Source organism: Nocardiopsis sp. CC223A, from assembly GCF_030766825.1.
In the GTDB taxonomy this organism is placed as follows: Bacteria; Actinomycetota; Actinomycetes; order Streptosporangiales; family Streptosporangiaceae; genus Nocardiopsis.
The window spans coordinates 1-20,089 of sequence record NZ_JASFDV010000073.1 but is presented as its reverse complement, the minus strand read 5'-3'; the positions used below and the strand labels follow the sequence as shown (position 1 = coordinate 20,089).

General features: G+C 70.8%; 16 protein-coding genes and 1 pseudogene. 9 read left to right on the top strand and 8 right to left on the bottom strand.

Features of this window, described 5'->3' with window-relative positions; genetic code table 11:
• Positions 1-47 precede the first annotated feature (47 nt).
• The 5 genes from QJS33_RS24110 (at position 48) to trxA (ending at position 4,835) form a co-directional block, all read left to right on the top strand.
• On the top strand, positions 48-1,673 hold the full coding sequence (locus QJS33_RS24110) for a protein kinase family protein (protein ID WP_306370348.1): 1,626 nt from the start codon (positions 48-50) through the stop codon (positions 1,671-1,673).
• A 25-nt stretch (positions 1,674-1,698) separates the two neighbouring features.
• Positions 1,699-2,325 (top strand): RNA polymerase sigma factor SigM, encoded by a 627-nt coding sequence (gene sigM / locus QJS33_RS24105; protein ID WP_306370347.1) that lies wholly within the window; start codon positions 1,699-1,701, stop codon positions 2,323-2,325.
• Positions 2,322-3,152: an anti-sigma factor gene (locus QJS33_RS24100; protein ID WP_306370346.1), complete on the top strand. Its 831-nt coding sequence runs from the start codon at positions 2,322-2,324 to the stop codon at positions 3,150-3,152. The genes sigM and QJS33_RS24100 overlap by 4 nt, the downstream gene beginning before the upstream one ends.
• A gap of 197 nt (positions 3,153-3,349) precedes the next feature.
• Positions 3,350-4,282: a thioredoxin-disulfide reductase gene (gene trxB / locus QJS33_RS24095; RefSeq protein ID WP_306370345.1), complete on the top strand. Its 933-nt coding sequence runs from the start codon at positions 3,350-3,352 to the stop codon at positions 4,280-4,282.
• Between the two features lie 229 nt (positions 4,283-4,511).
• Complete coding sequence (gene trxA / locus QJS33_RS24090; protein WP_306370344.1) at positions 4,512-4,835, top strand: thioredoxin; 324 nt, start codon at positions 4,512-4,514, stop codon at positions 4,833-4,835.
• A gap of 187 nt (positions 4,836-5,022) precedes the next feature.
• Here trxA and QJS33_RS24085 read toward each other — a convergent pair whose 3' ends face one another.
• From QJS33_RS24085 to rpmH, 8 genes are all read right to left on the bottom strand, one after another.
• On the bottom strand, positions 5,023-5,988 hold the full coding sequence (locus QJS33_RS24085) for a ParB/RepB/Spo0J family partition protein (RefSeq protein ID WP_306370343.1): 966 nt from the start codon (positions 5,986-5,988) through the stop codon (positions 5,023-5,025).
• A gap of 67 nt (positions 5,989-6,055) precedes the next feature.
• Positions 6,056-6,871 carry a ParA family protein gene (locus tag QJS33_RS24080; protein ID WP_306370342.1) on the bottom strand — a complete coding sequence of 272 codons (816 nt, stop codon included), beginning with the start codon at positions 6,869-6,871 and terminating at the stop codon, positions 6,056-6,058.
• 128 nt (positions 6,872-6,999) lie between these two features.
• A complete protein-coding gene (gene rsmG, locus QJS33_RS24075; protein WP_306370341.1) occupies positions 7,000-7,716 on the bottom strand; it encodes a 16S rRNA (guanine(527)-N(7))-methyltransferase RsmG in 717 nt (238 codons plus the stop codon).
• Positions 7,717-9,340: 1,624 nt separating this feature from the next.
• The gene (locus QJS33_RS24070; RefSeq protein ID WP_306370340.1) at positions 9,341-9,820 is read right to left on the bottom strand and encodes a R3H domain-containing nucleic acid-binding protein; all 480 of its coding nucleotides are present in this window, start codon (positions 9,818-9,820) and stop codon (positions 9,341-9,343) included.
• A 77-nt stretch (positions 9,821-9,897) separates the two neighbouring features.
• Complete coding sequence (yidC, locus tag QJS33_RS24065; RefSeq protein ID WP_306370339.1) at positions 9,898-10,839, bottom strand: membrane protein insertase YidC; 942 nt, start codon at positions 10,837-10,839, stop codon at positions 9,898-9,900.
• A gap of 28 nt (positions 10,840-10,867) precedes the next feature.
• Positions 10,868-11,179 carry a membrane protein insertion efficiency factor YidD gene (yidD, locus tag QJS33_RS24060; protein ID WP_306370338.1) on the bottom strand — a complete coding sequence of 104 codons (312 nt, stop codon included), beginning with the start codon at positions 11,177-11,179 and terminating at the stop codon, positions 10,868-10,870.
• A complete protein-coding gene (gene rnpA / locus QJS33_RS24055; RefSeq protein ID WP_306370337.1) occupies positions 11,176-11,676 on the bottom strand; it encodes a ribonuclease P protein component in 501 nt (166 codons plus the stop codon). The genes yidD and rnpA overlap by 4 nt, the downstream gene beginning before the upstream one ends.
• 74 nt (positions 11,677-11,750) lie before the next feature.
• Entirely contained in the window at positions 11,751-11,894 is a 144-nt protein-coding gene (gene rpmH / locus QJS33_RS24050) for a 50S ribosomal protein L34 (protein ID WP_014909187.1), read from the bottom strand.
• 51 nt (positions 11,895-11,945) lie between these two features.
• On the opposite strand from rpmH, the gene dnaA reads away from it, so the two are divergent.
• The 4 genes and pseudogenes from dnaA (at position 11,946) to recF (ending at position 19,993) form a co-directional block, all read left to right on the top strand.
• Positions 11,946-14,642, top strand: coding sequence for a chromosomal replication initiator protein DnaA (dnaA, locus tag QJS33_RS24045; RefSeq protein ID WP_372339708.1), 2,697 nt, complete (start codon positions 11,946-11,948; stop codon positions 14,640-14,642).
• Between the two features lie 1,940 nt (positions 14,643-16,582).
• Entirely contained in the window at positions 16,583-17,722 is a 1,140-nt protein-coding gene (dnaN, locus tag QJS33_RS24040) for a DNA polymerase III subunit beta (RefSeq protein ID WP_306370335.1), read from the top strand.
• A 105-nt stretch (positions 17,723-17,827) separates the two neighbouring features.
• Positions 17,828-18,739 (top strand): annotated as a pseudogene (gene gnd / locus QJS33_RS24035) (phosphogluconate dehydrogenase (NAD(+)-dependent, decarboxylating)); the annotation flags it as partial.
• A 120-nt stretch (positions 18,740-18,859) separates the two neighbouring features.
• On the top strand, positions 18,860-19,993 hold the full coding sequence (gene recF, locus QJS33_RS24030) for a DNA replication/repair protein RecF (protein WP_306370333.1): 1,134 nt from the start codon (positions 18,860-18,862) through the stop codon (positions 19,991-19,993).
• The last annotated feature ends 96 nt before the right edge of the window (positions 19,994-20,089 follow it).

Sequence of the window (20,089 nt, the reverse complement as noted above, 5' to 3'; positions counted from 1 at the left end):
ACCGCGGCCCGTGCGGGGCGACGGCACTGGCACCCGTCACTCCCATCATGAGCACCTTCCTGATCGAGCCCGGGGCGAAGCTGGCCAACCGGTACCGCCTTGACCAGGTGGTGAGCGAGACCGGCGGGGCGACCCGCTGGAAGGCCACCGACGAGACCCTCGCACGGCCCGTCGCCGTGTGGACCTTCGCCGAGGGCTTCCCCCGCACATCCGATGTGGTCCGCGCGGCCCGCGCGACCAGCCGTATCCCCGACGCGCGCGTCACCCAGGTCTTCGACGCCGACGACACCACCCCCATCCCCTACGTGGTCGAGGAGTGGGTGGTCGGCCACTCGCTGGCCGACCTGCTGGCCCAGGGGCCCCTGGAGCCCGAGCGCGCCGCGGGCCTGGTCGCCGAGGCGGCCGAGGCCATCGCCGCAGCGCACACCGGCGGCCTGTACCACCTGTGCCTCACCCCGAGCAAGCTCATGTGGAGCAGCGGCGGAGCGGTCAAGGTCACCGGTATCGGCGTGGACGCCGCCCTGCTGGGTGTCAACGTCGCCGACCCGGGCGCCGCCGACGCCCAGGGCCTGGGCAACCTGCTGTACGCGGCCCTCACCGGCACCTGGCCGGGCGGCCCGCAGAGCGGCCTGCCCCCGGCGCCGCAGGGCCCCGCCGGGCCCTACCCCGCCGACCAGATCCGCCAGGGCATCGGCGAGCCCCTGGCCTCCATCACCACCCGCGCCGCCCTCCCCCACCTGGTGGGCCAGGTCGTCCCCGGACCGGTGATCGGCTCGCCCGGCGAGTTCTGCGCCGCCATGGCCGACGTGCCGCGGCTCATCCCGCTGCCCGTCGCCCCCGCCGAGGCCACCCCGCCGCCCGAACCCGGGACCTCTCGGCGCACCGGTGAGTTCGGGTCCACCGGCCCCCGCCGCTCCTCCCGCAACGCGAGCGGCGGCAACGGCAGCAACGGCGGCGGCAACAACGGCGGCGGGACCGGTCCGCGCACCTCCGCGCGCGGCGAACGACAGCCCTCGCGCATGGACCGCCGGGCCGCCGAGCGCGGGACCTCCCCGCAGCGCATCCTCGTCGGCGTGCTGGCCGTGGTGCTCTTCGCCGCCGTGGTCACCGGCGCCTGGATCTTCGGTGCGTCGATGCGCGCCGACGAGACCGACGCCGGCGGTGACGGCGACGGACAGGCGGGCGGCGGACAGCAGACCGTCGAGACCGAGGTCCTGGAGATCACGGCCGCCCAGGGGTACGACCCCCTGCCCTCCGGTGACGGCGACGAGCACTCCGACCACGGGTCCCGGGCCCACGACGGCGACACCGCCGGGGAGCCCTGGAACACCGAGGGCTACAACGACCCCATGGGCACCACCAAGGAGGGCGTCGGGCTGCTGGTCGACCTGGGCTCCGCCCGCGAGGTCCACGCCCTGGAGCTGTACATGCCCGAGGCGCAGTACGGCATCGATGTGCGGGTCGGCGACGACCCGGCGGCGCATCCCAGCGAGCTGTCCGTCGTGGACGCCGCCCTGCCCGTCGCCTGGCAGGGGTCCGTGAGCGGCCACCGGACGATCGAACTCGACGAGCCCACGACCGGCCGGTACGTCCTCGTCTGGTTCACCGAGCTGCCGAACGACAGTGGGAAGTACCGTGGGAGCATCTACGAGGTAGAGGTACTCGGTGTCTAGTTGTGGGGATATGTGATCGGCACTGATGGACGCGGTCCAAGAGCTTCCTGACCGGGAACTGCTCACCAGGCACACCCAGGGGGACGATCAGGCGTTCGCGGTACTCGTGCGCCGCCACCGCGATCGCCTCTGGGCCGTCGCCGTGCGCATGATGGGCGACCCCGAAGAGGCCTCCGACGCGCTTCAGGACGCCTTCCTGTCCGCGTTCCGTTCCGCCGACCGCTTCCGCGGCGAGTCCCAGGTGACCACCTGGTTGCACCGCATCGTCGTCAACGCCTGTCACGACCGGCTGCGCCGGCGCAAGGTCCGCCCGGCCACCCCCACCGAGGTCGACACCCTCGACGTGCTCTCCAACGAGCGGCTGGGCCGCACCGGCAGCGCCCCCGACCACGCCTCCCAGACCGAGTCGCGGCTGGACGTCCACGCCGCCCTGGACACCCTCCCCCTGGACCAGCGCATGGCCCTCACCCTGGTCGACATGCTCGGCTACCGGGTGGAGGAGGCCGCACAGATCCTCGACGTCGCCACCGGGACGGTCAAGAGCCGATGTGCGCGAGGTCGCGCCAAACTTCTTCCGTCTCTTGCCCACCTGAGGAACCCTCGTCCCCCCCGAGACGTCACAACTGGGAGAGGAGGTGCCGACCCATCGTGACGTCCCACCCTGACGTGGAGGCACTCGCTTTCTTCGCCGAGGAGCTGTTGGAGCCCGACGAGGAGCGCACCGTTGCCCACCACATAGAGACCTGCGCGATCTGCGCGGCGACCCTGGACGAACTCACCGCGGTCAGCGGTGTGCTCGCCGACGCGCCGCCGGTCCCGCCCATGCCGCAGGACGTCGCCGCCCTCCTCGACCGGCGCATCGACGAGGCGGTGCGCGAGCGTGCCGCACGGCCCGCGGCACCCACCGAGACCGCCGACCCCGCGGACGCGCCCGTGGTATCGATCACACGTGCCCGCGGCGGCTCCCGGCGCGGGTTCAACGGCACGAACCTGCCCCGGCTCATGCTGGTGGCCGCCGCGGGTGCCGTCGTCCTGGGCGGCGGCGGGGCCGTGCTCAACACGGTGCTCTCCGCCCAGCAGGACACGAGCGGCGGTGCCGCCGCCGAGCAGCCGATGATGCAGGACGAGGGCGCCGAGTTCGAGCCGGAGGCCGTCCAGCCGTACAAGCCCGAGATCGTGGCCACCGGGACCGAGTACACCGCCGCCGGGCTGGCCGACCAGGCCGCCGGGGTGCTCGCCGCGCCCCCGACCCCGTCGGTGACCGCCGAGGAGTACTCCGCGGTCGCCGCAGAGGAGTGTGCGACGGTGTTCGCCGAGCAGATGGGCGTACGGGTCACCCTCGTGGACGAGGCCGTGTTCGACGGCGTCCCCGCCATGGTGCTGTTCGCCCCCGCCGGGGACGACACCACCGAGGTGTACGTGGTCGACCCGGCGGACTGCGGCGGCGTCCTCGCCCAGGAGACCGTCGCCGCCCCCTGAGGGGGCGGCGGGGGTGTCGACAAAGCGTCGGACCGACGTCTCGACAAGACCCTTTCCCGGTATACCCCACCCCGGTAACCAGGGCTGATGTCCTCTTGGGAATCAGGTGCGCCTACCATCGGTTGTGCTATACCGACTCTCCCCCGAGGTCACCATCCCGTGGCCGGGGCATCTGATCGCGTGAAGGGCCTACGAGCGTGAGTGACGTCCGCAATGTCATCATCATCGGTTCCGGACCGGCGGGGTACACCGCCGCCGTCTACGCGGCCCGTGCCGAACTGAAGCCCCTGGTGTTCGAGGGTTCGATCACCGCGGGCGGCGCCCTCATGAACACCACCGACGTCGAGAACTTCCCCGGCTTCCCCGACGGCATCATGGGCCCGGACCTGATGGACAACCTGCGCAAGCAGGCCGAGCGGTTCGGCGCCGAACTGGTGGCCGACGACGTCACCGCCGTGGACCTGACCAAGCCCGTCAAGGAGGTCACCGTCGGCGGCGAGACCTTCCTCGCGCACACGGTCATCCTCGCCACCGGCTCCGGTTACCGGGAGCTCGGTGTCCCGGGCGAGAAGGAACTGTCCGGCCGCGGCACCTCCTGGTGCGCCACCTGCGACGGTTTCTTCTTCCGCGACCAGGACATCGCGGTCATCGGCGGCGGCGACACCGCCATGGAGGAGGCGCTCTTCCTCACCCGCTTCGCCAAGTCCGTCACCGTGGTCCACCGCCGGGGCGAGCTGCGCGCCAGCCGCATCATGGCCGAGCGCGCCTTCGCCAACGAGAAGATCTCGTTCGTGTGGGACACCGAGGTGGTCGAGGTCCTGGGCGACGACCGGGTGAGCGGCCTCAAGGTCCGCAACAACAAGACCGGCGAGGAGAGCACCCTCGACGTCACCGGTGTGTTCGTCGCCATCGGCCACGACCCGCGGGTCGACCTGATCCGCGGCCAGGTCGACCTGGACGAGGAGGGCTACGTCCAGGTGGACTCCCCCTCGACCCGGACCAACCTCGAAGGCGTGTTCGCCGCGGGCGACGTCGTCGACCACAGCTACCGCCAGGCCATCACCGCGGCCGGAACCGGCTGCGCCGCCGCCCTGGACGCCGAGCGTTTCCTCGCCGAGCGCGGCAACTAGGGCGTGTCCGGCGGATGCCTCCGTGCGGCTCGGCGCTTGCGCCGAAGGACACGAGCGGCCGCCGGGCGATCTCTCACACGACGACGAGCGCAGGCGGCGCAGTGAGAGGCGGCCTGGCGACCGCGAGTCGGAATGATCCGTCGAACACTCCCTAACGGCCGCCAGCGGCCACCCGGGGCCGACCGACCGAGGCGGTCGGCCAGCACCACCCGTCCGAACAAGGAGAACCATGTCCGCCGTCAAGAACGTCACCGACGACACCTTCGAGGCCGAGGTCCTCAAGAGCGACAAGCCCGTCCTGGTCGACTTCTGGGCCGACTGGTGCGGCCCCTGCAAGCAGATGGCACCGGTCCTGGACAAGTTCGCCGATGAGCACGGCGAGAAGATCCAGGTCGCCAAGATCAACACCGATCAGAACCCCGAGACCCCGCGGGCCTACGGTGTGATGGCCCTGCCGACCTTCAAGGTGTACAAGGGCGGCGAGGTCGTCAAGGAGATCCGCGGTGCGCGCCCCAAGCGCAAGCTGGAGGAAGAGCTGGCCGAGTTCCTGTAACCGGACGCGCGAGCACCTGCGGCAACGAGCGCGGAAGGCCCCCAGATCGCCTCTGGGGGCCTTCCGTCGTTTTCGGGGAGCTGGGGGCCGCCCCTCCCCGGCCGGGCCGTACAGGGGCGGCTGAGCGACCCGCGGTGTTTCACGTGAAACACCGCGGGTGCGGAGCTCGATGTTTCACGTGGAACACCTAGGCGCGGGTCGCGCCCATCTGCTCGATGATGCGCTCCAGGTCCTCGACCGAGGCGAACTCCACCACGATCTTGCCCTTGCGCTTGCCCACGTCCACCTTGACCGTGGTGTCCAGGCGGTCGGCCAGCGCGGTCGCCCACTCCTCGACGTGCGGCGGGGTGACCGCCTTCAGCGAGGCCTGCCGGGTCCGCTCGGCCTTCTCGACGTCGTGGCCCTTCTCCCGCAGCAGGACGATCTCCTCCAGCGCACGGACCGACAGCTCCTCCTGGACGACCCGCTCGGCCATCCGCTCGATGAGCTCCGGCTCCTTGAACCGGCGCAGGGCCCTGGCATGCCCGGCGCTGATCACCCCCGCCGCCACCCGGTTGTGCAGCGCGGCGGGAAGTTGCAGCAGGGCCAGTGTGTTGGCGACGTGCGACCGCGACTTGCCCACCCGCTGGGCCAGCTCCTCCTGGGTGGTGCCGAAGTCCTCCAGCATCTGCCGGTAGGCCGCCGCCTCCTCCAGGGGGTTCAGCTGCTGCCGCTGGAGGTTCTCCAGCAGTGCCTCGCGCAGCAGTTCCTCGTCCTTGGTCCTGCGGACCAGGGCCGGGATGACCTTCCGCTCCGCCAGCCCGCTGGCCCGGAAGCGGCGCTCCCCCATGATGAGCTCGTAGGGGTGCGACTCCCCCGGCGGCAGCTCGCGCACCACCACCGGCTGGAGGACACCGACCTCGACGATGGAGTCACGGAGTTCCTCCAGCGCCTCGTCGTCGAAGTGCTTGCGCGGCTGCTGCGGGTTGGGACGGATGTCGGTGAGCGCGATCTCCTTCAGGTAGGTGCCGTCCGGAATGGCCACCGGCACCCGGGGGGCGGGCTCTCCGTTCACCGATTCGGGGACGCTCTCGGACACGGTCGGAGCCGCCGGTGGCCCCGACGGGATGAGCGCCCCCAATCCCTTGCCCAGTCCGCGCGGTCGCTGACTCACCGGTACTTCCCTCCACACTTCTCGGTTCACGCCCGGCGGGGGGCCGGGACCATGTTCGCGGTAGCGGTTAACGCTTCGCCCGGTGGGCGATCTCCCGGGCCGCGTCCAGGTAGGCGACGGCACCGGTCGAGGACGGGTCGTACGTCATCACCGACTGGCCGTAGCTCGGCGCCTCGGAGACACGCACGCTCCGCGGGATGACGGTGTCCAGGACGGTGTCCTGGAAGTGCGAGCGCACCTCGTCGGCCACCTGCTGGGAGAGGCGGGTGCGGCCGTCGTACATCGTCAGCAGGATGGTACTGACCGCCAGGCCGGGGTTGAGGTGGGACTGCACCAGCTCCACGTTCCGCAGCAGCTGGCCCAGGCCCTCCAGGGCGTAGTACTCGCACTGGATCGGGATCATGACCTCGTCGCAGGCCACCATCGCGTTGACCGTGAGCAGGCCGAGCGAGGGCGGGCAGTCGATGAGGATGTAGTCGAGGTCCGAGGTGTCGTACGCCGCGAACGCACGCTTGAGGCGAGCCTCGCGGGCCACCAGGGAGACGAGTTCGATCTCCGCGCCCGCCAGGTCGATGGTGGCCGGGGCGCACCACAGACCGGGGATGTCCGGGACCGGCTGGGCCAGCTTGCGGATCTCCTCGTCCTCGACGAGGCAGTGGTAGATCGAGCGGGTCTGGTTGTCGCGCTCCATGCTCAGGGCGGTGGAGGCATTGCCCTGCGGGTCGAGGTCGACGACCAGGACGCGCTGTCCGTGCATCGCCAGGGCCGCGGCGATGTTGACCGTGGTGGTGGTCTTGCCGACGCCGCCCTTCTGGTTGGCGACGCTGATCACCCGGCAGGATCCCGGGCGGGGCCAGATCTCATCCTGCCCCCGCGAGGCCATGGCGGCCTGGGCGGCGCGAGCGAGGGGGGTTTCGTAGGGCTCCGATGTTTCACGTGAAACATCGAGCAGGTCTCCGTAGGCGGATGTTTCACGTGAAACATCAGGGTCATTGTGGGGCACGAATGAGTTCACCTCTTCCGTCCGCGCTTCTTCTTGCCGCCCCGCGTCTTCGACGGGGGCGAACCACCGTCGGATGTCACCGTGACGCGAACGACCGTGGTAGCGGGATCGACTTTACCCCGGCCCACCCGGATCACATCGCTAACACTGGGCCGCAGTTTTGAAACGTCTTGCTCGGCGGCGGCCAACTCGGCCTCAGCCTGTTCGCCCTTGAGGGCCAGCAGGCTGCCGCCCTTGCGCAGCAGCGGCAGCGACCACCCGGCCAGACGGGGCAGCGGCGCGACCGCCCGCGCGGTGACGAAGTCGGTGAGGAGTTCGCCGTGCGCCTCCTCCGCCCTCCCCCGCCGCACCTCGACATTGGGCAGGTCCAGGATCTCCACGGCCTCGTTCAGGAAGACCGTCCGACGCAGCAGCGGCTCCAGCAGGACCATGCGGATGTCCGGCCGGACCAGGGCCAGCACCAACCCGGGCAGGCCGGCGCCGGAACCGATGTCCACGATCTCCGCCCCTTCGGGGAGGAGCTCCTCGACCACCGCGCAGTTGATGATGTGCCGCTCCCACAGGCGGGGCACCTCGCGCGGCCCGATCAGCCCGCGCCGCACACCGTCGTCGGCCAGCAGCTCGGCATAGCGCCGAGCCTTCGGCAGGGCGTCGCCGAAGATCTCCGCCGCCCCGGCGGGAGGCTCGGGCAACACGGCACCGGGCTCCTCAGCGCCCGCGGTCATCGGTCACCACCGTCCTCGTCCATCGTCCATCGCCATTTCCAAGAGACTGCAAGAGACTGCAAGAGTTCGCATCCGCATCCGACGGATGTACGCAGAGGGGGAAGACGACCCCCACCGATCCTACGCGGGCCACCGCGGTGATGTTTCACGTGAAACATGGCGCCGCCGGTGTTTCACGTGAAACATCGAGGCGCCGAAGGGACTTGTCGACACCTCGACCTGTCGGCCGGAGGACACGGATGGCGTCTCACCGGGCGGTGCGGCTTTTCCGGCCCTGTTCTCAGGGACGCACGTCGGCGGTGTGCGCCGGGTCGGTGCGTCGCCGAAGGCGGCGGCGATCCCTCCTGGGGTTGGGCCGGACGCCTCGGTCCCGGGGGACGCCCGGGTGGCCGCTTCCGCCCGGGCGTCCCCGCCCCCGGATCATGTCCCCTGGAGTGGTGCGACTTCCGCGCAGGTGCGTCCTCACGGGTCATCGCGATAGGTGACCGGCTCCGGGTGACCGGGTCGGAAGGTCCACCGAAGGCGGCGGCGCACCGACCCGGCCGACACCGCCGACACGTATCCGCGGGAACGAGGCCGGAAGAGTCACACCGCCCGGCGGGACACCATCACCGTCGGCAAGCGGAAGGTCCACCGAAGGCGGCGGGATACCGACCCGGCGAAAGCCGGCGAGGCGCATCCGTGAGGACCGGGCAGGGAAGGGTCACGTCCCCGGGAGTGGTGTGATTTTCGCACGGGTGCGTCCTTGCGGGTCATCGCGATGGTCGGCCGAAGCCGGGCGGGCCACCGCGTACCGGCGGCCCGCTGACCGGGATGAAGAAGCCGCCGGAGGCGGCGGCGCACCGACCCGGCCGACACCGCTGACGCGCATCCGTGGGAACAGGGCCGGAAAAGTCACACCACTCGATGGGACACCATCCAGGGAAGGTCATGTCCCGTCGAGTGGTGTGAGAACACCGGCTGTTCGCACAAGGACGTGTCGCCGACCAGAGCGTTGTCGCCTTCGGCACCCGGGGGTCGAACGAAGTCGCACGGCGGGACAGCACCGCCGGGAAGGTCACACCGCCCGGCGGGACATCATCGGGACGTCCGTCCCCTCCCCGGCGCCGAAGGACACGGTCCTCTCCGCCGGTGGAGCCGGGGCCCCGGGCGTGCGGACCCTCACCGCTCACCGCGTTGGGTCCGCACCGCGGGACCGCGGGGGCGTGCGTGCTCGGGCCCGGGCGGCCCATCGCCCCGCGGGGGCGGGGACCTCGACGGAACACGTGGACGGCGCGGGGGCGGGGAGCTCCGGCCGCGGGGGTCATGTCCCGTCGAGTGGTGCGAAAACGCCGACTGTTCGAACAGAAGCAGATCACCGACCAGCACGTTGTTGCCCTTGGGATTTCAGGGTCGAACGAAATTACACCACTCGGCGGGACACCACCGCCGCGGGCCTCCGGGAAGCCGCGGCCGGAGCTCCGGAGGCCCCGGGTCCGGCCCCGGCCCGCCTTCGGGGGACTCGGGCGGCGGCGCGGGCCTGTCGACATACGGGTTCGTGGATATGGGGTTTCACGTGAAACACGCGCACGCGAAAGGGGCGGTGTTTCACGTGAAACACCGCCCCTTGCTCGACTCCTGCGGCCTACGGGGCCGGGTGGACCACCACGTAGCGGTTGGGCTCCTCGCCCTCCGACTCGCTGCGCAGGCCCGCGGCCGCGACCGCGTCGTGGACGACCTTGCGCTCGAACGGGGTCATCGGCTCCAGCTCGTAGGCGTCGCCGGTCTCCTTGACCTTCTGCGCCGCCTCGGCGCCGACCTGGAAGAGCTCCTTGCGGCGCCCCTCCCGGTACCCGCCGATGTCCAGCATCAGTCGGCTGCGCTCACCGGTCGCCCGGTGGACCGCCAGCCGGGTCAGTTCCTGGAGGGCCTCCAGGACCTCGCCGTCCTCACCGATCAGCTCATCGAGGGTGCCCCCGACGACGGAGACCATCGCACGGTCGCCTTCGACGTCCATGTCGATGTCGCCGTCGAAGTCCGCGATGTCGAGAAGTCCCTCGATGTAGTCCGCGGCGATGTCGCCCTCGTTCTCCAAGGCCTCGATGTCGATAGGCGCCTCAGCCACCGCTACTCCACCGCTTCCTTCCTGGCTCGCTGTCACGGCGTTCCCGTCTCCTGTTCCCGCGTTCGGTACGCAGCTCGCTAGCGGGACCCGCCACCGGTGCGCTTGGAGCGAGACTGCTTCTTGGGCTGCTTGCGTTCGATCTTAGGCTGTTCCGCGGGCTGCGGCGCGGATTCGGGCTGCTTCTTCTTGCGCCCCAGCATCCCCTTGGCCGAACCGTTCGCGCCGTCGGCCTTGGCGTCGACGGTCTCCCCCGGCGCGGGCTGGTTGCGGTACAGGAAGTGCTGCTGCACCATCGTCCACACGTTGGAGGTGACCCAGTAGATCAACACGCCCACGGGCATCATGAGACCGAAGAGCCCGAAGAGGGGCGCCATGTACATCATGATCTTCTGGGTCTGCATCATCGGGTTGTCGGGCATCTGCGCGACGCTGCGCTTCATGCTCTGGCGCATGGTGAGGAACGTCGTGGTGCCCATGACGACACAGGAGATCGCGATGACGACCTTCGCCATGATGGCGTTGGTCGCCCCCAGGGCCAGCAGCTCCTCCGAGGAGCTGTTGAAGTGGGCGGCGATGGGGGTCCCGAAGACCAGGGCCTGGCGGGCGCTCTCCACCAGCTCTTCGGTGAAGTTGTAGCGGACGTTGCCCTCGGCCACGCTGCGGAGCACGTTGAACAGGGCGAAGAAGACCGGCATCTGCAACAGCAGCGGCAGACAGCCCATGAGCGGGTTGGTTCCGCTCGTCCGGTACAGCTCCATCGACTCCTTCTGGAGCCGCTCCTTGTCGTGCTTGTAGCGCTCCTGGAGCTTGCGCAGCTTGGGCTGGATCTCCTGCATCTTGCGCTGCGTGTTCATCTGCTTGACGAACAGCGGCACCATGAGCAGGCGCATCAGCATGGTGAGCAGCACGATGGACAGGCCCCAAGCCCACCCGCTGTCGGGGTTCAGGCCGATAAGGCTCAGACCCGCGTGGATCTGGACCAGAATCCAGCCGACGATGTTGTAAAGCCAGTCCAGCACCGGCCAACTCCTATGTGCTTCGGTTCAGCTACTGGTCCCCGGGAGCGTGGCCGGTGGTCCCGGCGCCGCCCGCAGACTCCTCGGACTCCTGGACCCGTCCCCGCGGTGGGGGGACCGGGTCGTAGCCACCCCGGGTGAAGGGGTGACAGCGGGCGATGCGCCGGATGCCCAGCCACAGCCCGTACAAGGCACCGTGCGTGCGCAGGGCCTCGACGGCGTACGCGCTGCACGAAGGATAGAAGCGGCAGACGGGTGGCAGGAGCGGGCTGATGAAGCGCTGGTATCCCCGGATGGGGAGGATCAGCGCACGCGCGAACACCGTCGGTTCGTGCTGGGTCATCGGTCCGTCCACCGTTCTCCGCCCTCTGTCGCCGGGCGGCCGCCTGTCGTGTCGCTCTTCGCCGGTTCCGGCGCCGAGGGGCCACCGCGTCCTCGACGACGGCGTGCCGACCCCTTGGGTCGGGGTCGCATCGCCGAGGCGATGGCGCCGTCCAGCTGTGCGCCCAGGGCCTCGTACCGCGCGGTGGCGGCGGAGGGTTTGGCGCGCACTACCAGCAGGCTACCGTTTGGCAGTTCGGACAGCCGTGGCCGCATCAGGTGCCGCAGCCGTCGCTGGACGCGCTTGCGCACCACGGCCCCGCCGACCGCCTTGCTCACGATGAATCCGACGCGCGGGGGTTCCCCTACCGGCAACGCTTCCGGTCCGGTGGTGGTTCCCCTGGCCGCGGGCGGTGGGAGGTAGACCACGGCGAGGTCGTCGCGGGACGAACGGCGTCCGGAGCGCATGGCGGAGCCGAACTCGGTGCTGTGGCGCATCCGGTTCTTCGGCGACAACATCGGTGCCTCCCATGACAAAGGGACCGGCCGGCGCAAGGCCGGGCGGTCCCGAAGAACGTGGGGCTGTGCGTGGCCTAGTGGCTCACGGTCAGCGCGGCGCGTCCCTTGCGGCGACGCGAGGCGATGATGGCGCGACCGGCGCGCGTACGCATGCGCAGCCGGAAGCCGTGGACCTTCGCGCGACGCCGGTTGTTCGGCTGAAACGTACGCTTGCTCACTACTGGCTCCAGGGGCGTGTCAGGAAAGTACTACGACAGGACCCCCAGGATATGCGGGGCCGCAGAGTGCCATGGCCGCGTGCACGCCGTCATCGGGACAGGCGTGGGCAGAATCGTCGGCATAAGCATAAAGAAGATACGACCTGGTCCGGGCACGGTCAAATCAGGCGGGGCCGCGGGGGGTGTGTCGCCGCTCTCGTCCCGCACGGGGCCGCGGGGACGACGTGGGGACAAGTCGACAGGGAGACCTGTGGACAGATCGTCGTCCACAGGCGTGTGAGACTTCCACAACCCCCCACCCCTGTGGATAACCTCAGCCTGTGGATAACTCTCCCCTCGCCCGGCGCCACCACCCCGGCGCCCCGGACGGAGCCGTCTTACACACGGCCTGACCTGCATATTGTGGATAACTCTGCGCAGAGCCCACAGATCTGCCATCCTGTGGATAACCCTGTGGACAACCTGTGGACAACCGACGCAGGCTGTGGATGTCCCAAGGTGGTCGAAGCCTTGCCGGTCCGCCGCCCCGCGGAGTTATCCACAGGCCCGTGCCGACCTTCACACCGGACATTCCGCCCACTCTGCCCCGGCAGTACCACCGGGGGAGGACAATGGAGAGCCGCCCTCCGCCGCCCCCGGTCCGGCACGGGCGCTCACGCACGCCCCCGTCCCCTCTTCCACCCGCACGAACAGACCCGCACCGAAGGGACAGCAACATGGCAGGTCGCCTTGGCTGACGCACAGGTCAACCTCGCAGCTGTCTGGTCCAGCGTGCTGGACGGGATCGACAACGACTCCCTGCCGGCGCACCAGCGCGCCTGGCTGCCCCAGACACGGCCCCTGGGTCTGATCGAGGACACGGCGCTGATCGCGGCACCCAACGAGTTCACCAAGAAGGTGCTGGAGAGCCGCCTCTACCCCACCATCAGCAAGGCGCTCTCCGCCCACCTCGGACGGGACATCCGGGTCGCGGTGACGGTCGACCCCACCGCGGTGCCCACCCCGCCGCCCCCGCCCGCGGCGGCCCCCTCCTATGCCCCGCGCGACGTCGACGGGCCGCCCGACACCCGCACCGGGCCCCCCGAACAGCACGGCGGCGCCCCCGCGCTGTTCGACCAGGGCACCGCGCCCGAGTCCCCGCGGGAACCGCGCGGCGGCCACCACCGCCCGGCCTCCCCCTCCCCCGAACGCTCCTACGGGCGGCACGCCGCCCTGCCCCCCGAGGCCGACCTGCTCGGCTCGGGCCCCGACGCCTACGCGCACCCGGGCGGCCCCGGGCACCCCGCCGACGCCGCGCCCCAGCGGGGCGACGCCTTCACCCAGGAGGAGCTCCAGTACGGCGAGCCCACGGCCTGGGCGACCGCGCCCGCCCGGCGGCGGCCCCGGCAGTCCGCCACTCCCCCGCTGTGGGAACAGCCCGTCCACTCCACCCCCTCCCCGGAGGAATCCGCCTGGGGGCACTCGGCCTGGACCGGCGAGGAGCCGGGCTGGGAGCGGCCCAACCGCTGGGAGACCCCCGAGCCTCCGGCTCCGGCCCCTCCGGCCGCGGAGGAGCCGGAGCCGGGCCCGGCACCCGACCTGCCGGAGCCCCCCGAGGCCGACGGCGGCGCCGACGCGGCCGAGCCGCCGGACTCCCCGCAGCCGCCCCCGGCGCCCGCGAAGTCCGCCCCGTCCTCCCCACCCGGGCGCTCGCCCGAGGTGCCGCCGGGCGAACACGCGCGCCTCAACCCCAAGTACACCTTCGACACCTTCGTCATCGGCTCCAGCAACCGGTTCGCCCACGCGGCGTCGGTGGCCGCCGCCGAGGCGCCGGCCAAGGCGTACAACCCGCTGTTCATCCATGGCGGCTCCGGTCTGGGCAAGACCCACCTGTTGCACGCCATCGGGCACTACACGCACCGGCTCTACGAGGGCTCCCGAGTGCGGTACGTCAGCTCCGAGGAGTTCACCAACGAGTTCATCAACTCGATCCGCGACGGCAAGGCCGACGGCTTCCGGCGCCGGTACCGGGACATCGACGTGCTCCTGGTGGACGACATCCAGTTCCTGGAGAACAAGGAGCAGACACAGGAGGAGTTCTTCCACACCTTCAACACGCTCCACAACTCCGACAAGCAGATCGTCATCTCCAGCGACCGGCCGCCCAAGCAGCTGACCACGCTGGAGGACCGGATGCGCAGCCGGTTCGAGTGGGGTCTGCTCACCGACGTCCAGCCGCCCGAGCTGGAGACGCGCATCGCGATCCTGCGCAAGAAGGCGGTGCAGGAGGGCCTGGCCGCCCCGCCGGAGGTCCTGGAGTTCATCGCCAGCAAGATCTCCACCAACATCCGGGAGCTGGAGGGCGCGCTGATCCGGGTGACCGCGTTCGCCAGCCTGAACCGGCAGTCGGTGGACCTGGACCTCACCAGCCAGGTGCTGCGCGACCTGGTGCCCGGCGCCGACGTGCCCGAGGTGACGGCGGGCGCCATCATGTCCCAGACCGCGGCGTACTTCGGGCTGACGGTGGAGGACCTGTGCGGGACCTCCCGCTCCCGGGTGCTGGTGACGGCCCGGCAGATCGCCATGTACCTGTGCCGTGAGCTGACGGACCTGTCCCTGCCCAAGATCGGGCAGCAGTTCGGCCGCGACCACACCACGGTCATGCACGCCGACCGCAAGGTGCGGGCGCTGATGGCCGAGCGCCGCTCCATCTACAACCAGGTCCACGAGCTCACCAGCCGGATCAAGGACCAGCCCTCGCTGACCTGATCCCGGCCGCGCGCCCAGGGGCGATGTGTCGACACGTCCACAAGGACATGGCGACATGTCGCCCCTTCGCCGTTTCCTCCGCCCACGGGGCCGTGGAGGCGAGGCGGGCGGGGAACCCGGTCGGCGCCGCCGCCCGATCGACGTGTCGACGTATCGCCCCGTCCACGTGTCCCCTCCCCTGTCCACGTGTCCCGGTCACGTCTCCTGGCGTGGTCCGACTCTCGCCCGGCCGCCTCCTTAGGTCATGTCCCCTGGCGTGGTGTGGCTTTCGCGCGGGTGCGTCCTTGCGGGTCATCGCGATGGTCGGCCGAAGCCGGGCGGGCCACCGCGTACCGGCGGCCCGCCGGCCGGGATGAAGAAGCCGCCGGAGGCGGTGGCGCACCGATCCGCCCGACACCGCTGACGCGCATCCGTGGGAACAGGACCGGAAAAGTCGCACCACCCGGCGGGACACCATCATGGTCGACCGGTGCCGGACGGTCATCGCGCCCTGTCGGCACGGTGACCCGGAGCGTCGCCGGAGGCGGTGGCGCACCGATCCGGCCGGCGCCGCCGACGCGCGTATCCGTGGGAACGGGGCCGGAAGAGTCACATCACCCGGCGGGACACCATCCTTCCTTGCAGGTCATCGCGACGCCGACAGGCGCTGAAGGGCCATCACGCGCCGGCGATCCGCTGACCGGGGTGGCATCGCCGCCGCTTTCGGCGGCGCACCGAACCGGCGGACACCGCCGCCGTGCGTCCCTGAGGACAGGGCCGGGAAAGTCGCACCACCCGGCGGAACACCATCCGTGTCCTCCGGCCGCCCTGCCTCCGGAGTCGGCCCCTCCCCCTCTCCCCGTCTGCTCCCGGGAGCCGGAGACGGACCCGCTTCCTCCACAGGTCCGCGCCCGCCTGTGCACAACTCCGGGATCGGGTCCGCGGGCGTTGTCCACAGGAAGTTATCCACAGGCTGCGGCTCTCCACGGCCGGTTATCCACAGGCTTATGCCCATCCTTGCGGCAGTTCGAGAGCCTGGCGAGGTGTGTCGCCGAACGTCCCCGCCCCTGACCGGAACTGCGGTGTCGTCCCGGTTTCCGAGCCCCGGGGAGGGCTGTTGCCCTGCCCACACCTGCCGAGACGGCCGATCTCGCCAACGAGCGATGATCACTTTGCTGTGGACAACTCTGTGCACAGCCTTTTTGCTGTGCTTCGCCGCAAATGCGCAGGCGGCCGAAAAATTTTTTTCACCGAGTTCGGCGAAGTTATCCACAGGAGGGGGTCGAAAACTGTGGACAACCCTGTGGATAACCTGTGGACAACTGCGCCGAGGCTGTGGGTAACCCGGGGTCGCCCTGTGGACAGGGATGGGGGTCATCGGGTCACCGGACCACCGGCTGCTGTGGACAACCTGGGGAAAACCTGTGGACGAGCCTGTGGACGAACTGTGGAAAACTTGGGGACGACCCGATTCATCCACAGGCCCCCGAAGTTGTCCACAGGGTTCTCCACAAGCCCTGTGGATAAAAATTCCGGTGTTGACCTGGTAAAACGAGGGTTATCCACAGTATCCACAGGCCCTACTACTACTGCGCACCTTCATTAGCCCAAGGGTGGCTTCGAAACGGCAACGCGGAAAATCTGTGGACAACTCGCCGTGACCGCCGAGACGGCCGGGGCGTCAGCGGCAGCGGGTGAATCCGGGTAACGTGGGATCTCGCCCCTGTCCTCCGCCGCCCGGCTCCGAGCGGTGACCCCTAGCAGGAGACCGCGGCCCGGCCCACCTCGACGGAACCGACGACTCGGCAGGTCAGCGCGCCCATCCGGCGCCCGGCCCGCGCCCGTCGTCCACAGCCTGTCGATGAGTGAGAACCGGCCCGATCCCCACAGACATCCGTCAGCTGCAACGTTGAGGCCTTCGGCCGGGTGCGACCCGTCCGGGGCGGAAAGTGAGTCGGCAAGTGAAGTTCCGGGTCGAACGCGACGTACTGGCCGAAGCGGTCGCCTGGACCGCGCGCACACTCCCGACGCGCCCCTCGGTCCCCGTCCTCGTCGGTGTCCTGCTGGAGGCCGGCGAGTTCGACGGCCGTCAGCAGCTGCGCCTGTCCGGCTTCGACTACGAGGTCTCCACGCAGGCCGTCGTCGACGTGGACGTCGAGGAGCCGGGCACGGTCCTGGTCACCGGCAAGCTCCTGGCCGAGATCACCCGCAACCTTCCCGCACAGCCTGTGGAGATCTCCACCGACGGTGCGAAGGTCGTGGTGACCGGCGGCAGCGCCAAGTTCACGCTCACCACCATGCCGGTGGAGGACTACCCCACGCTCCCGGAGATGCCCGGTGTGAGCGGGACCGTCGGCAGCGACGCCTTCGCCGCCGCGGTCAGCCAGGTGGCGGTCGCCGCCGGGCGCGACGACACCCTGCCGATGCTCACCGGTGTGCGCGTCGAGATCGAGGGCGAGACCATCACCCTGGCCTCCACCGACCGCTACCGCCTCGCGGTGCGCGAGCTCACCTGGAAGCCCGAGGACCCGGGCCTGTCCGCGGTCGCCCTGGTCCCGGCCAAGACGCTGCACGACACCGCCAAGTCGCTCACCTCCGGTGCCGAGGTCTCCATCGCGCTCTCGGGCGGTGACACCGGCGAGGGCATGATCGGCTTCGAGGGCGGCGGCCGCCGCACCACCACCCGCCTGCTCGACGGCGAGTTCCCCAAGTACCGTGCCCTGCTGCCGGACACGTTCAACTCCGTGGCCGAGGTCTCCCGCTCCGAGTTCGTCGAGGCCGTCAAGCGCGTCTCCCTGGTCGCCGAGCGCAACACGCCGCTGCGCCTGTCCTTCACACCGGGCCAGCTGGTCCTGGAGGCCGGGACCGGCGAGGAGGCCCAGGCGGTCGAGGTCCTGGAGGCCGAGCTCGAAGGCGACGACATCCAGATCGCCTTCAACTCCGGCTACCTGCTCGACGGCCTCGGCGCCATCGGCACCGACGTGGCCCGCCTGAACTTCACGACCTCCACCCGGCCGTCGATCCTCACCGGGAAGCCGGCCGCCGAGGGGTCCGAGCCCGAGTACCGCTACCTGATCATGCCGGTACGACAGCCGAACTGATCCGGGCGTTGCGGCCCGGTCGACGGCGTTCCCGACACGCCCGGCCGGGCCGACCCGCGGTCACCATCCACGGTCACGAAACCCGCCCGCAGACGGCGTACAAGGGGGAGCGAGAGCATGCAGCTCGGAATGGTCGGCCTGGGGAAGATGGGCGGCAACATGGCCGCCCGGCTCCGTGAGAAGGGGCACGAGGTGGTCGGCTACGACGTCGCCTCCCCCGAGCGCGACGTCGACGACCTGAAGACCCTGGTGGCCCGGCTGGCCGCCCCGCGGGTCGTCTGGGTGATGGTCCCGGCCGGGGAGCCCACCGAGTCCACCATCTCCGCGCTGGCCGACCTGCTGGGGGAGGGCGACCTCGTCATCGAGGGCGGCAACACCCACTACGTGGACGACCGCCCCCGCGCCGACCGCCTCGCCGAGAAGGGCGTCGGCTACATCGACGCCGGGGTCAGCGGCGGTGTCTGGGGCCGTCAGAACGGCTACGGGATCATGGTCGGCGGCGCGGCCGCCGACATCGAGCGGGCCCGGCCGGTCTTCGACTCCCTCACCCCCGACGAGGGCGGCGGCTTCGTGCACGCCGGCGCGGTCGGGGCGGGCCACTTCGTCAAGATGGTCCACAACGGCATCGAGTACGGCATGATGCAGGCCTTCGGCGAGGGCTTCGAGCTCATGGCCGCCTCCGGCATCGTGGATGACGTCCCGGGCACCTTCGAGAGCTGGCGCGAGGGCACCGTGGTGCGCTCCTGGCTGCTCGACCTGCTGGCCCGGGCCCTGGAGGAGGACCCGGACCTGGCGGGCCTGCGCGGCTACGCCCAGGATTCCGGCGAGGGCCGCTGGACGGTCCAGGCCGCCGTGGACCTCGCGGTCCCGGCCCCGGCCATCACCGCCGCCCTCTTCGCCCGCTTCGCCTCCCGCCAGGACGACAGCCCGGCGATGAAGGTCGTCGCCGCGCTGCGCAACCAGTTCGGCGGCCACGCGGTCACCAAGGCCGACGGCACCACCGCGGCCCGGGACTGACCCGGGCCGGCCCGTCCCGGACCCGCTCGGGTCCGGGACGCCCCCTCGCGGTGCACCGCTCCCGCCCCACCCTCCTTCTCCCTTCCCACCGTCCGCTCCCCTGCCCAGGAGGAAGGCCGGATGTACGTTTCCCATCTGCAACTGGCCGACTTCCGTTCCTACCCGGAGGCCCTCGTCGAACTGGGCCCGGGCGTGAGCGTGTTCGTCGGGTCCAACGGCCAGGGCAAGACCAACCTGGTCGAGGCGATCGGCTACGTCGCCACCCTGGGCAGCCACCGCGTCTCCTCCGACACCCCGCTGGTCCGCCAGGGGGCCGCCCGCGCCATCGTGCGCGCCCGGGTGGTGCGCGACGAACGGGACATGCTGGTCGACCTGGAGATCAACCCGGGTCGCGCCAACCGCGCCCGGATCAACCGCGCCGCCGCCGGACGCCCGCGCGACGTGCTGGGGATCCTGCGCACGGTGCTCTTCGCCCCCGAGGACCTGGCTCTGGTCAAGGGCGACCCCGGGGAGCGCCGCCGCTTCCTCGACGACCTGTTGGTGGCCCGCTCCCCGCGGATGGCGGGAGTGCGCTCGGACTACGACCGGGTCCTCAAGCAGCGCAACGCCCTGCTCAAGACGGCGTCGGGGAAGATGTTCCGGCAGCGCTCGGCCCCCGACCTGAGCACGCTGGAGGTCTGGGACGCCCACCTGGCGGAGGTCGGGGCGGAGCTGCTGGCCGCCCGGCTGGACCTGGTGGAGGCGCTGCGCCCGCTGATCGGCGACTCCTACGCGGGGCTCACCGACTCCGGCGGTCCGGCGGTGCCCGCGTACCGCAGCTCCCTGACCGAGGACGGCGGGGAGCCGCCGCGCGAGCGCGCGGCCCTGGCCGGGGCCCTGCGCGAGGCGATGGCCGGGCAGCGCGACCGCGAGCTGCAACGCGGGGTGAGCCTGGTGGGCCCGCACCGCGACGACCTGTTCCTGGAGCTGGGCGGGATGCCGGCCAAGGGCTACGCGAGCCAGGGGGAGTCGTGGTCGTACGCGCTCTCCCTGAAGCTGGCCGCGTTCGACCTGCTGCGGGCGGACGGCGACGACCCGGTGCTCATCCTCGACGACGTCTTCGCCGAGCTGGACACCGAACGGCGGCGCCGACTGGCCGAGCGGGTCCGCGACGCAGAGCAGGTGCTGGTGACGGCGGCCGTCGCGGACGACATCCCGACGGAGCTGGACGGCGCCCGGTTCGGCGTGCGCGAGGGGGAGGTCCGCGGTGAGTGAGCACCGTCCACAGCCTGTGGATCCGCGGCGCGGCCCGGCCCCGGCGGACCCGGGTGCCGCGGCCCGCCGTCCACAGCCTGTGGACGGCCGCGCCGA